At 42.6% G+C, this 13611-nt stretch carries 15 protein-coding genes and 1 other annotated feature; all 15 genes read left to right on the forward strand.

Going from position 1 to position 13611, the window contains the following annotated elements; translation table 11 throughout:
- Positions 1-121: 121 nt before the first annotated feature.
- The 15 genes from cysE to rpoB all read left to right on the forward strand — a co-directional run bounded on the left by cysE (position 122) and on the right by rpoB (position 13522).
- The gene (gene cysE, locus H9647_RS23065; protein ID WP_191804486.1) at positions 122-805 is read left to right on the forward strand and encodes a serine O-acetyltransferase; all 684 of its coding nucleotides are present in this window, start codon (positions 122-124) and stop codon (positions 803-805) included.
- Positions 806-851: 46 nt separating this feature from the next.
- Positions 852-2249 carry a cysteine--tRNA ligase gene (cysS, locus tag H9647_RS23070; RefSeq protein WP_191804488.1) on the forward strand — a complete coding sequence of 466 codons (1398 nt, stop codon included), beginning with the start codon at positions 852-854 and terminating at the stop codon, positions 2247-2249.
- Complete coding sequence (locus H9647_RS23075) at positions 2246-2725, forward strand: Mini-ribonuclease 3 (RefSeq protein WP_225229521.1); 480 nt, start codon at positions 2246-2248, stop codon at positions 2723-2725. The genes cysS and H9647_RS23075 overlap by 4 nt, the downstream gene beginning before the upstream one ends.
- Positions 2726-2797: 72 nt before the next feature.
- A complete protein-coding gene (rlmB, locus tag H9647_RS23080; protein ID WP_191804492.1) occupies positions 2798-3538 on the forward strand; it encodes a 23S rRNA (guanosine(2251)-2'-O)-methyltransferase RlmB in 741 nt (246 codons plus the stop codon).
- A gap of 13 nt (positions 3539-3551) precedes the next feature.
- Positions 3552-4076 carry an NYN domain-containing protein gene (locus H9647_RS23085; RefSeq protein ID WP_191804494.1) on the forward strand — a complete coding sequence of 175 codons (525 nt, stop codon included), beginning with the start codon at positions 3552-3554 and terminating at the stop codon, positions 4074-4076.
- A gap of 170 nt (positions 4077-4246) precedes the next feature.
- Positions 4247-4891 carry an RNA polymerase sporulation sigma factor SigH gene (gene sigH / locus H9647_RS23090; RefSeq protein WP_191804496.1) on the forward strand — a complete coding sequence of 215 codons (645 nt, stop codon included), beginning with the start codon at positions 4247-4249 and terminating at the stop codon, positions 4889-4891.
- 410 nt (positions 4892-5301) lie between these two features.
- Positions 5302-5451, forward strand: coding sequence for a 50S ribosomal protein L33 (rpmG, locus tag H9647_RS23095; RefSeq protein ID WP_072735843.1), 150 nt, complete (start codon positions 5302-5304; stop codon positions 5449-5451).
- A 21-nt stretch (positions 5452-5472) separates the two neighbouring features.
- On the forward strand, positions 5473-5664 hold the full coding sequence (gene secE / locus H9647_RS23100; RefSeq protein ID WP_160036594.1) for a preprotein translocase subunit SecE: 192 nt from the start codon (positions 5473-5475) through the stop codon (positions 5662-5664).
- 22 nt (positions 5665-5686) lie between these two features.
- Positions 5687-6220 (forward strand): transcription termination/antitermination protein NusG, encoded by a 534-nt coding sequence (gene nusG / locus H9647_RS23105; RefSeq protein ID WP_191804498.1) that lies wholly within the window; start codon positions 5687-5689, stop codon positions 6218-6220.
- A gap of 73 nt (positions 6221-6293) precedes the next feature.
- Positions 6294-6719, forward strand: coding sequence for a 50S ribosomal protein L11 (gene rplK / locus H9647_RS23110; protein WP_160036596.1), 426 nt, complete (start codon positions 6294-6296; stop codon positions 6717-6719).
- An 82-nt stretch (positions 6720-6801) separates the two neighbouring features.
- Entirely contained in the window at positions 6802-7494 is a 693-nt protein-coding gene (rplA, locus tag H9647_RS23115) for a 50S ribosomal protein L1 (protein ID WP_191804500.1), read from the forward strand.
- A gap of 72 nt (positions 7495-7566) precedes the next feature.
- Positions 7567-7717: a sequence feature (ribosomal protein L10 leader region), on the forward strand.
- A gap of 162 nt (positions 7718-7879) precedes the next feature.
- The gene (gene rplJ, locus H9647_RS23120; protein WP_191804502.1) at positions 7880-8383 is read left to right on the forward strand and encodes a 50S ribosomal protein L10; all 504 of its coding nucleotides are present in this window, start codon (positions 7880-7882) and stop codon (positions 8381-8383) included.
- 55 nt (positions 8384-8438) lie between these two features.
- Positions 8439-8801, forward strand: coding sequence for a 50S ribosomal protein L7/L12 (gene rplL / locus H9647_RS23125; protein ID WP_191804504.1), 363 nt, complete (start codon positions 8439-8441; stop codon positions 8799-8801).
- Between the two features lie 157 nt (positions 8802-8958).
- The gene (locus H9647_RS23130; RefSeq protein WP_191804506.1) at positions 8959-9558 is read left to right on the forward strand and encodes a class I SAM-dependent methyltransferase; all 600 of its coding nucleotides are present in this window, start codon (positions 8959-8961) and stop codon (positions 9556-9558) included.
- Positions 9559-9970: 412 nt separating this feature from the next.
- Entirely contained in the window at positions 9971-13522 is a 3552-nt protein-coding gene (gene rpoB / locus H9647_RS23135) for a DNA-directed RNA polymerase subunit beta (protein WP_191804508.1), read from the forward strand.
- Positions 13523-13611 lie beyond the last annotated feature (89 nt).

Genomic DNA, 13611 nt, shown 5'->3' on the forward strand with positions numbered 1-13611 from the left:
GAGTGGAACCGCGGACTTATGACGCCTCTGCAGCCTATATGGGCTGCAGAGGCGTTTTTTTCATAGACCTGCAAGCAATACGAAATTAAGACGGTGCTTGGTGCCAAAGAGGGGAACAGACATGTTTAGAAAAATGAAATCGGATATTCAGGCAGTAATTGATAACGATCCCGCAGCTAGAAGCTGGTTTGAGGTCATCTTTACGTATTCCGGCTTGCATGCAATCTGGGCTCACCGACTGGCTCACCGTTTTTACCGTAGAGGATGGTTTGCCTTAGCGAGAACCATTTCCCAAGCGAGTCGTTTTATGACAGGGATTGAAATACACCCCGGTGCTACGATTGGTGAAAGGCTTTTTATAGATCATGGCATGGGTGTAGTAATAGGAGAAACGTGCGAGATTGGTGATGACGTTGTTATCTATCAGGGAGTAACTTTAGGAGGAACAGGAAAAGAAAAAGGAAAACGGCATCCGACCATAGGGAATAATGTCGTAATTTCATCCGGTTCCAACGTACTCGGTTCGTTTAAAGTGGGGGATTACAGTAATATTGGAGCCAATTCTGTAGTCCTGAAAGAAGTTCCTCCAAACAGCACAGTCGTTGGCATCCCAGGGCGTGTAGTGAAACAGGATGGTAAACGAATTGATCGTTTAAGTCAGCAGCTTCCTGATCCTATTATTGATTCCATGCGTGAACTCCAGCTCGAGATCTATGAACTTCGGGAAGAGCTAAAAAAGCTGAAATCTTTGCAACAGCAGGACTGCCTTGAAAAAGAACCGGTGGTTCGTGGTAACAAAGTATAAACGTGGTACAATATAATGATGGAAAAGATCGAAAGGAATGTGACTGATGACGCTTCAAATCTATAATACGCTCACAAGGCATAAAGATACTTTTGTTCCTCAGGAACCGGGGAAAGTAAAAATGTACGTCTGCGGACCGACTGTGTATGATTATATTCATATTGGTAATGCAAGACCAATGATTTTTTTCGACGTTGTTCGCAGTTACCTTGAGGTGATTGGTAATGATGTGAATTATGTCGTGAACTTCACGGACGTAGATGATAAATTGATTAAAAAAGCAGATCAACTTGGTACGACGGTACCGGAAGTAGCGGATCGTTTTATTCAAGCATACTACGAAGATCTAGATGGTTTAGGGATCCCGAGAGCAACACATAATCCTCGTGTAACCGAGAATATGAATTTGATTATTGACTTTATTAAGCAACTTGAGGATGAAGGGGTCGCTTATGAAAAAGGCGGCGATGTGTACTACCGTACTCACAAATTCCCGGATTACGGTAAACTGTCCAAACAGAATCTCGATGAACTTCAGTTTGGAATTCGGATTGGTGTCGATGAGCGTAAAGAACATCCACAAGATTTTGTTTTGTGGAAAGCGGCAAAGCCAGGCGAAATTTTCTGGGATAGCCCGTGGGGGAAAGGTCGTCCAGGCTGGCATATTGAATGCTCTGCAATGGCCCGTAACATCTTGGGGGATACACTGGATATTCACGGCGGAGGACAAGATTTGCAATTCCCGCATCACGAATGTGAAGTAGCTCAATCCGAAGTGTTAACAGGAAAACCTCTCGCAAATTACTGGATGCATAACGGTTTTATCCGTATTGATAACGAGAAAATGTCGAAATCACTCGGTAACGGTATCCTTGTAAAAGATTTGCGTGAGCAGTACAGAAGAGAAGCTATTCGATATTTCATGCTTTCGACACATTATCGGAATCCACTTAATTTCAGTGAAGATATTATGGAACAGGCTGAAAATAGTGTGGATCGGATCGCCAATGCGGTTAATAACATGAAACACCGTCTGAATACAGTCACAATTAACGAAGCGATTCCGCAAGAGCGGGAGGCGAAAATTGCAGAAATTCGTGATCAATTTCACGAAAAAATGCAGGATGATTTTAATACACCAGATGCGATTACTGCTGTTTTTGAGTGGGTAAATGAAGCGAACATGCTTCTTCAGGCAGAAGTAGTTAACCGCGCTGAACTTGAAGCAATGCTTGCGTTGTTTGACGAAATGAATGCGGTACTTCGCGTGTATACCGAAGAGCAAGATGAACTTCATGCCGATGTAGAGAAGCTGATCCATGAGCGTGCGGAAGCTCGTAAGGCAAAGGACTGGGCTCGTTCTGATGAGATTCGCGATGAGCTGGCAGATATGGGGATCGTTATTGAAGATACACCACAAGGTGTAAGATGGCGGCGCAAATGAGTGAGAATCAACAACTGCAGAATTATGACGGTGGCCAAGGGGAGAAAGGGTGGTTATTTCCTTACCCCCCTTCCCGTAAGCCGGAACTTATTCCCCCTATTGCTCTTGCCTACATAGGAGATGCAGTTTATGAGGTGGCTGTCAGACAATATTTGCTGTCAAAGTCTAATCTCCGTCCCAATCATCTTCATCAAAATGCGACAAGTTTTGTATCTGCGAAAGCTCAAAGCAGGATTTTGTCGTATATTGAGGAAGAATTGTTACCTGCCGAAGCGGATATTGTGAGACAAGGTAGAAATGCCAAATCCAATGTCCCAAAAAATGCAGATGTTTTGGAATATAGACATGCTACCGCTTTTGAATGTCTGATCGGGTATTTATACACGAGTGGATATCAAGAAAGACTCCGCGAACTTATTGTTCTTGGCATTCAGAGAATGGAGCAAGCAAAAAAAGATGGAAAAGCACAAAAGTAATGGATTATAACGAAATATAGAGCTTCTAAACAGTCAAAGTATGGCGTATCGAAGCTAGGAGGATATAGAGAAATGGAAGAAGAATGGATTGCCGGTAAGCACTCAGTTATTGAGGCGCTGCGTTCCGGAAGAACGATAAACAAAATATGGATTGCTGAACAGGCGCAAAAGCATCTTACCTTGCCGATCTATGCTGAGGCGAAGAAAGCTGGCGTGATTATTCAACAGGTAGATAAGCGTAAGTTAGAGCAAATGGTTCCTGGCGTACAGCATCAAGGTGTTGTGGCACAGGCTGCTCCTTATGAATATGCACATGTGGAAGATCTACTCGCTGCGGCACGAGATAAAGGAGAAGATCCTTTTCTAGTTCTGCTTGATGAGATTGAGGATCCCCACAATCTAGGTTCTATTTTACGAACTGCAGACTGCACGGGAGCTCATGGCGTTATTGTCCCGAAACGTCGCTCGGCTCAGGTAACAGCAACTGTTTCTAAAACTTCTGCCGGTGCAGCGGAGTATGTTCCTGTAGCAAGAGTAAGCAATTTGGCACAAACCATTGATGAGCTTAAAGAAGCGGGTGTATGGGTTGTGGGAACCGACTTGCAAGCAACAGAGTCTGTTTTTGGAAATAATGTATTTACGGGACCTGTCGCTATCGTGATCGGTAATGAAGGAAAAGGTATAGGAAGACTTATACGTGAAAAATGTGATGTTCTTTTGAAGTTACCAATGGCTGGCCAGATCAACTCCCTGAATGCTTCTGTTGCCGCAGGCGTAGTGATGTACGAAGTGCTTAGATCTCGGAAGTCATAAGGACCAGCAGAAAATGAAGGATACCCGTGATGTGCTTCTCGTGGACGGTTATAACATGATAGGGGCTTGGAAAGAATTCTCTGCCCTTGCCCGAACCGATTTGCAGGACGCACGGGACAAGCTGTTGGTACGGCTGGCCGATTACCAGGGTTTTTCGGGGATAAGAGTGATCGTAGTTTTTGATGCTTATAGAGTGCCTGGTTTAGGTAAATCTTTCACAGAGAGTAAAGTACAGGTGCATTTCACTAAAGAAAAAGAGACAGCTGACGAGTGTATTGAACGACTTGTAGGTGAGCTTAGTTCTCGGAGGCGTCAAATCTATGTGGCTACAAGCGATATGGTGGAGCAGCATGTTATTTTTGGTCAAGGTGCGCTCCGTCTATCCGCCCGTGAACTTTATATCGAGCTGGAACAGAATGATAAGGAACTTGGCCGAAAGATACAAGAGGATTACCAGAAGAAATCAACCAAAAATACAATAGATTCGAAATTGTCACCCGAAGTGCGAAAAATGTTCGAAAAATGGAGAAGAGATTGAGATCAAATCTATCATTTTGCGAATATTGAAATTATGAATCTCTTGACATTTATATCATTCTTTTCTTTTTTAGGCGAAGTGTGGTTGACGTTTGAAGGTATGTTCATATATACTTGGGCTATATTTTGATAGGTAACGGGGTCCTTGCGTTGCAGCCGGAGGGATTGTTAGTGAGTGTTGACCTCAAAGATATCATGTTGTCCAAGTTTGATTACCTAAGTGATGAGGATATTGTCCAAGCCGTTCATGACAACGACAGTGAGGCACTAGAATACTTGATCAACAAGTATCGTAATTTTGTACGAGCCAAAGCAAGATCTTACTTTTTAATTGGTGCTGATAGAGAAGATATCATTCAAGAAGGAATGATTGGGCTGTACAAAGCGATACGTGATTTCAGAGGAGACAAGCTGGCATCATTTAAAGCATTTGCTGAGTTATGTATAACGAGGCAGATCATTACGGCTATAAAAACAGCGACTCGCCAGAAGCATATACCACTGAATTCGTATATTTCTCTGGATAAACCGATCTATGATGAAGAATCTGATCGCACTTTGATGGATGTTATTTGTGGCACACAAGTAACTGATCCAGAGGAACTTGTTATTAACCAGGAAGAATTTACTGGATTAGAAGACAAAATGTCCGAGATTTTAAGTGACTTGGAACGCAAAGTGCTTATGTTATACCTAGACGGGAGATCTTACCAGGAGATTGCTGTGGATCTCAACCGTCATGTGAAATCGATTGATAATGCATTACAGCGTGTAAAACGAAAACTTGAGAAATATCTAGAAGTAAGAGATAATTAGATTAACTCGTTTTCTGAAGAAGGACTCAGACTAGATCGAGTCTTTTTTTGTTGGAGAAGAGGAAGAGCGTTTAAAAAAAGCGGATTGATTCATACTGATAAACATTGACGTTTTCGATTGTACGCTCGATCCAAGCTATCGATCATGAGATATCGAATGAATATCATTTCATTCATTTTTCTGTCCGATATGCAATAGGTGTCAAGAACAGCTTTCTGAGAAAAAGTTAGACTTGAAGTAAGAAACTCTAGAAAAGGGTATTTTAGGCAGAGATTAAAGCCTATTCTTCGATTGACATGAATATACCCTTGTGATAAAGTGTTTTAGGTAGGCCTAAATTCGCGCTATTCTTTTTAGGAACCAATTTAGAGACTCTGATAATGTTCGGATGTCTTCGGGAGGTGCACATCATGCGGGTAATTATTACTTTGGCTTGTACCAATTGCAAACAAAGAAATTACACAACGACTAAAAACAAGCGTAATCACCCCGACCGCATGGAGATGAAGAAATTTTGCAAGTTTTGTAACGAGCAGACTTCTCATCGCGAAACCAGATAGTTATTTGGAGGTGTAGTCGGCGTGAAACGTAGTTTCAAGTCTCTGTTTTCCTTTTTCTCAGAAAGCTGGGCAGAGCTCAAAAAGGTTCGCTGGCCTAATCGTAAAGAGTTAACTAACTACACCCTTATTGTTTTGGGGACGGTTATTGTTATTACGCTTTATTTTTGGGTGCTTGACATCGGTATTTCCGCTGTGATTGAAGCGATAATTTAAGAAGGGTCCCAGGTGGCTTGATATGGAAAAAAGATGGTATGTCGTTCATACCTATTCAGGGTATGAGAACAAAGTCAAAGCCAATTTGGAAAAACGCGTAGAGTCCATGGGCATGGAGGACAAAATATTCCGTGTTCTTGTTCCAATGGAAGAAGAAGTGGTAAATAAAGACGGTAAGACAAAAACTGTCATGCGTAAAATTTACCCCGGATATGTCCTTGTTGAGATGGTTCAAACTGATGATTCTTGGTATGTTGTTCGCAACACTCCGGGAGTTACTGGTTTTGTTGGATCAACAGGATCTGGTTCGAAGCCCACGCCACTATTGCCGGATGAAGTTGAACAGATTCTGAAGCATATGGGTGTTGTGGAGCCAAAACCGAAGATTGAATTCGATATTAAGGAATCCGTACGAATTAAAGTTGGTCCTTTTGCGAATTTTGTGGGCTCCGTGGAAGAAATATTGGCTGAGAAGAGTAAGTTGAAAGTTCACGTCAACATGTTTGGACGGGAAACCCCGCTTGAGCTAGATTATGATCAAGTGGAAAAATTATAGAGCGCAAGCTTCATGGTTTCTGTGGGAGGGCTACATGCTCGCTAACCACTATTGATGCAAGGAGGTGTCTTACATGGCTAAAAAGGTAATGAAAATGGTAAAACTGCAAATTCCTGCAGGTAAAGCAAACCCAGCACCACCAGTAGGTCCAGCATTGGGTCAAGCAGGTGTCAACATCATGGCATTCTGTAAAGAATTTAATGCTCGTACTGCTGATCAAGCAGGTTTGATTATTCCAGTTGAAATTACGGTTTTTGAAGATCGTTCTTTCACATTTATCACTAAAACTCCACCGGCAGCAGTATTGCTTAAAGTAGCTGCTAAACTTGAAAAAGGATCCGGTGAGCCGAACACGAAAAAAGTCGCAACTGTAAAACGTGACGCTGTTCGTCAAATTGCAGAGCAAAAAATGCCTGACCTAAACGCTGCGAACGTTGAGTCCGCAATGCGCATGGTAGAGGGTACTGCTCGCAGCATGGGTATCACCATCGAAGACTAATTACAAGTATTCGTACACAGGCTGATTCGCAGCCTGTGTTGTGGGAGGTATATCCGTTAAAACCACAAAGGAGGAAAAAAACATGGCTAAACATGGTAAGAAATATGTTGAAGCTGCTAAGCTGATTGACAGCGAAGCAAGCTACGAGCCTTTGGAAGCTGTAGAGCTTGTCAAAAAGGCAGCTACTGCAAAATTCGACGAAACAATCGAAGTTGCAGTACGTTTGGGCGTAGACCCTCGTAAACAAGACCAAGCCGTTCGTGGTGTTGTTGTCTTGCCACATGGTACAGGTAAAACACAACGCGTATTGGTATTTGCAAAAGGTGAAAAAGCGAAAGAGGCGGAAGCAGCTGGAGCAGACTACGTTGGAGATCAAGATATGATCACAAAAATCCAACAAGGTTGGTTCGAGTTTGATGTCTGCGTAGCTACACCTGATATGATGAGTGAAGTAGGTAAATTGGGTCGTCTGCTCGGTGGTAAAGGTCTTATGCCTAACCCGAAAGCTGGTACGGTTACTTTTGATGTTACTAAAGCTGTTCAAGAAATCAAAGCTGGTAAAATCGAGTATCGTCTGGATCGTGCGGGACAAATTCATGCGCCAATCGGTAAAGCTTCTTTCACTGCTGAGCAGTTGAATGAAAACCTGACTGCTTTGGTTGAAGCACTTAACCGTGCAAAACCAGCTGCTGCAAAAGGTGTTTACCTGAAAAACATCAGCATGTCCTCTACAATGGGACCTGGTGCGCGTGTGAACACAGCTTCTTTTAAATAATAAATTCCAGTTGACTTATGTCATCTGAATCTGTTATTCTGATGAAGTTGTTTAGTCCTTGTGACTGACCATTAAATTCGAATATGCTTACCGTAGACAGTAGGTGCTTTAACAAGCTTAATTTCCTACCGAGGTGTGATGATAGAACGTATCATTTGAGTGTTTTGCTCAATATGACTTTATCAAGCCTTCGTGATTCTACGGAGGCTTTTCTTATGGATAAATGAATCGGGAATCGTAATGCTTCCCGATTCGTGTATCTTACGGAAAATCTTCCGCGAATAAGCGGTTTTTACAGCCCTGATCTTTCATTAATGGAGAGAAGGTGCTGGATGCAGGACAGCCTTCGGGTGATCTGCAAGAAATCTATCAGGAGGTGTACAATTTGGCAAACGCAAAAGTGATCCAAGCAAAACAAGAAGCGGTTGATGTAGTATCAGCTAAATTACGCGAAAGCGTAACTACTGTAGTTGCTGACTACCGTGGTCTAAACGTTTCCCAAGTAACTGAGCTGCGTAAACAGCTTCGTGATGCGGGAATCGAATTCCAAGTACTGAAAAACACATTGCTTCGCCGCGCAACTGCGGCTGCTGAGCTGACTGAACTTGATGAAGTTCTTACTGGCCCTACTGCAATTGCTTTCAGTGCTGATGATGTTGTTGCTCCAGCCAAAATTTTGAATGACTTCGCTAAGAAAAACGAAGCTTTGAAAATTAAAGGTGGGGTAGTTGAAGGTCGTGTAGTTAGTCTTGAAGAAGTTCAAGCACTTGCAGAGCTTCCTTCACGCGAAGGTCTTCTTTCTATGCTCCTCAGCGTGCTTCAAGCACCTGTACGCAACTTCGCCCTTGCTGTTAAAGCAGTTGGCGAAAAAGAAGAGCAAGGCGCTTAATTTTTTGATTAAACAAGCTGTATAAAATACTAATTAAAATAATGGAGGTTCAACCATGAGTAAAGAGCAAATCTTGGAAGCAATCAAAGGTATGACTGTATTGGAACTGAACGATCTTGTTAAAGCAATCGAAGAAGAATTTGGCGTAACTGCTGCAGCTCCTGTAGCTGTAGCGGGTGGCGCTGCTGCTACTGAAGCTGCTGAGCAAACAGAATTTGATGTAATCCTTACATCTGCTGGCGGTTCCAAAATCAACGTAATCAAAGCAGTTCGCGAAATCACTGGTCTTGGCTTGAAAGAAGCTAAAGAAGTAGTAGATAACGCTCCTAAAGCTTTGAAAGAAAAAGTAAGCAAAGAAGAAGCTGAAACAGTTAAAGCTAAACTTGAAGAAGTTGGCGCTTCCGTTGAATTGAAATAGTCCATTTCACTATTTAAGTGAATAGGAAATTAACATACAAACCCCTTGAAGCAATCAAGGGGTTTGTTGTTATGAAGGGGCATGATTGGTAATAATTGAAGATAAAGAGTATCTTTAATTATGCTAATGTACTTTGTTAGAGAAGGGGTTTTGTATCATGTCCGATCACTACTATTCCAGTAAGCCTGAAACTGCTCATGATCGGCAGACGCTTGCAGTAGATTTGAGAGGTTTTCCGCTGAAACTGACAAGTGATGCTGGAGTTTTTTCGAAGAATGGTGTGGATTATGGTAGTCGGGTCCTGATTAATGCAATGGATTTGACAGGTGCCAAAGCAATTCTTGATGTTGGTTGTGGGTACGGTCCAATTGGTATTACGGCAGCGAAACTTGTCCCGGATGCGATTGTGACAATGCTTGATATTAATGAAAGAGCTGTTGAACTTGCCAGACACAATGCCATTCAAAATCAAGTGAGTAGTAATACGGTGATTAAACAAAGCGATCGTCTTGAAGCGGTAAGGAATCAAACGTTTGATCTCATTCTAACGAATCCACCGATTCGAGCAGGTAAAGAGATCGTGCATTCTATTTTTGAACAGGCATATGAGCAGCTTAGAGTGGGAGGATCTCTGTGGATTGTAATTCAGAAGAAACAGGGCGCACCTTCAGCGAAAGAAAAGCTTTCTTCCATGTTCAAATATGTTGAAGAAGTTACCAAAGATAAAGGATATCGGATTTTCAGAGCGGAGAAATAACCAAGAGATGGCAAGTATATAATTGCAAAAAAATGCAATTGGACTATTGACTTGACAAATCAGTTATGGTATTCTTAGTGAATGTCAGTATTAAGATGCCCTACTTAGCTTTAGTTTGTAAAAATGTCAATCTTTTTTTCGCCTTTTTTGGCATATTTCTGTGCAGATCGGCGTATAATATGAACATTTTGGGCAAACTATACGTAAGTGGGTTTTTCTGGGATGAAGAGGACATCCACTAATTAAGTTGCTCTTTTATCGAAAAAAAATTCGAATTAAGGGCTTTTCTTTATTTGTGGATACGCAAACTCTGTTAACAGATAATCTTGTTATGAGTTCCATTATAAGGTTACAAACAGAGGTTCGCAACGAAATTTTTAAAAGTGAGTAGACATTGAGGGGTGAGTTTAAGTTGGCAGGACATCTTGTTCAGTATGGTCGACGCACTCGGCGCAGTTATGCACGAATTAACGAGATACTCGAAATTCCGAACCTGATAGAAATCCAACAAAAATCTTACGAATGGTTTTTGGAGGAAGGTTTGCGCGAAATGTTCAAGGACATCTCGCCAATTCAGGATTTTACCGGTAATTTGGTATTGGAATTTATCGACTACAGTCTCGGTGAACCGAAATATACGGTAGACGACGCGAAGGAACGCGACGTTACTTATGCCGCACCACTTCGGGTTAAGGTCCGGCTCATTAATAAGGAAACGGGCGAAGTCAAAGAGCAGGAAGTATTCATGGGGGATTTCCCGCTGATGACGGAAACAGGCACGTTTATCATTAACGGTGCGGAACGGGTTATTGTCAGCCAGTTGGTTCGCTCCCCTAGCGTCTATTTCAGCACTAAAATAGATAAGAATGCTAAGAAATCTTATACAGCAACAGTGATTCCGAACCGTGGAGCATGGCTCGAACTCGAGATGGATGCGAAGGACATTATCTATGTTCGTATCGATCGTACTCGTAAAATCCCTGTTACCGTACTACTAAGATCTCTTGGATTCGGTACAGACGCAGAAATTTTGGAGTTGCTCGGCGATGACGAGTATATCCGGAATACGCTGGACAAAGACAATACGGATTCGACAGAGAAAGCGCTGATTGAAATTTATGAGCGTCTTCGTCCAGGCGAACCGCCAACATTGGATAATGCAAAAAGCTTGCTTGTAGCTCGCTTCTTTGATCCAAAAAGATATGACCTTGCTAATGTAGGTCGTTACAAAATGAATAAAAAACTTCACATCAAGAACCGTTTGTTCAATCAGCGTCTAGCTGAGTCTCTGATTGATACTTCAACAGGGGAAATTATTGCTGAAGCAGGTCAAGTTATTGACCGCCGTTTGCTTGATGAGATTCTTCCTTACCTTGAAAGTGAAAACGGAGTTGGAACACGTACTTATCATGTAGCTAATGGTGTTCTTGATGCTAATGATATTCCTGTTCAAACAATTGATGTATTCTCACCAACTGAAGATGGAAAAGTTGTGAAGTTAATAGCGAACAGCAATATTGATAAATCTGTGAAGAACATAACTCCAGCAGATATTATCTCTTCCATCAGCTATTTCCTGAACTTACTGCAAGGAATTGGTGATACAGATGATATCGATCATCTGGGTAACCGTCGTTTGCGTTCTGTGGGTGAACTCTTGCAGAATCAATTCCGTATTGGTCTTTCCCGTATGGAACGTGTAGTTCGTGAAAGAATGTCTATCCAAGATGCGAATGTTATTACACCTCAGGCGCTTATTAATATTCGCCCTGTAATTGCATCGATTAAAGAATTCTTCGGTAGTTCTCAGTTGTCTCAATTTATGGATCAAACGAACCCGCTGGGAGAACTTACTCACAAACGTCGTTTATCCGCACTCGGACCGGGTGGTTTGACTCGTGAGCGCGCTGGCTTTGAAGTGCGTGACGTTCATCCATCTCACTATGGCCGTATGTGTCCAATTGAAACTCCAGAGGGACCAAACATCGGTTTGATCAACTCCTTGTCTACCTTTGCTCGCGTTAATGAGTATGGTTTTATTGAGGCTCCTTATCGTTGGGTAGACCCTAAGACAGGCCGAGTTACTGATCAAGTTCGCTACGTTACAGCTGATGAGGAAGATAACTATGTTATCGCTCAGGCAAACGCGAAGTTGAATGATGACGGTTCATTTGCTGAGGATATGGTTGTTGTACGTTATAACAAACAGTCAGATAACATCACAACCATGCCTAATAATCGAGTTGACTATATGGACGTATCGCCTAAACAAGTAGTTTCCGTTGCAACGGCACTCATTCCGTTCCTTGAGAACGATGACTCCAACCGTGCACTCATGGGATCTAACATGCAGCGGCAGGCCGTTCCTCTTCTGATTCCTAAAGCACCACTAGTAGGTACAGGGATGGAACATAAGGCTGCGAAAGATTCTGGTGTATGTATTGTATCCAAACATGACGGGATTATTGAAAGATCTTCTGCCAATGAAATTTGGGTTCGTAAAATTGAAATGGTAGATGGTAAAGAAGTTAAAGGCGATCTTGTTAAACATAAATTACACAAATTTATGCGTTCGAACCAAGGAACATGCATTAACCAGCGTCCAATTGCTAAAATTGGTGATCGCGTTAAGGTTGGCGACATTTTGGCAGATGGTCCATCTACTGAGTTGGGTGAACTAGCACTTGGCCGTAACGTTGTCGTTGCCTTTATGACTTGGGAAGGTTACAACTATGAGGATGCGATCCTTCTTAGTGAGAAACTCGTTAAAGAAGATGTTTATACATCGATCCATATCGAGGAGTATGAGTCCGAAGCTCGTGATACGAAACTTGGACCAGAAGAAATCACACGCGACATTCCGAATGTCGGGGAAGAAGCTCTTCGTAATCTAGATGAGCGTGGTATTATCCGTATCGGTGCCGAGATCGCTGCAGGCGATATCTTGGTAGGTAAAGTTACACCAAAAGGGGTAACAGAACTTACGGCGGAAGAACGTCTCCTTCATGCAATCTTCGGTGAGAAGGCTCGTGAAGTTCGTGATACATCTCTGAGAGTTCCACATGGTACTGACGGGATTGTAGTCGATGTGAAGGTGTTTACTCGTGAGAATGGTGATGAACTCCCTCCAGGTGTGAATCAACTCGTTCGTGTCTATATCGCTCAAAAACGGAAAATTTCCGAGGGTGATAAAATGGCAGGACGTCACGGTAACAAAGGGGTCGTGGCGCGTATTCTTCCAGAAGAAGATATGCCTTTCCTTCCTGATGGAACGCCAGTTCAAGTTGTTCTGAACCCGCTGGGTGTACCATCCCGTATGAACATCGGTCAGGTGCTTGAAGTTCACTTGGGTATGGCTGCAATGCAGCTAGGTATTCATGTTGCTACACCAGTATTTGATGGTGCAACGGAGTATGACGTATTTGATACGATGGAAGAAGCAGGAATGCAACGTAACGGTAAGACTGTTCTGTATGATGGCCGTACAGGTGATCGCTTCGAGCGTGAAGTTACCGTTGGTGTCATGCATATGATCAAACTTGCCCACATGGTTGACGATAAAATCCATGCTCGTTCTACAGGTCCTTACTCACTCGTTACGCAACAGCCGCTGGGTGGTAAAGCTCAGTTTGGTGGACAACGTTTCGGGGAGATGGAGGTATGGGCGCTTGAAGCTTACGGTGCTGCCTACACGCTTCAAGAAATCCTTACTGTAAAATCAGATGATGTGGTTGGTCGTGTGAAAACTTACGAATCCATCGTTAAAGGTGAGAATGTACCAGAACCAGGTATTCCAGAATCCTTTAAAGTTCTTATTAAAGAGCTTCAAAGTCTTGGTATGGACGTTAAGATGCTCACTAAAGATGAAGAAGAAATTGATTTGAAAGAATCAGATGATGATGACGATGCTGCGAGCGATAAGCTGAGCCTCAATCTTGAAGGTTCAGAAGTAGGCGCAGAGTAATTCATTAGTAAGTCACTGTCATTTGTCTCAATACCGGAATTTTCATCAGGCTCTTACTCCCCTTTGGCGGTCTTACAGATCTCTAGAGG

Source organism: Paenibacillus gallinarum (assembly GCF_014836635.1).
GTDB lineage: Bacteria > Bacillota > Bacilli > Paenibacillales > Paenibacillaceae > Paenibacillus > Paenibacillus gallinarum.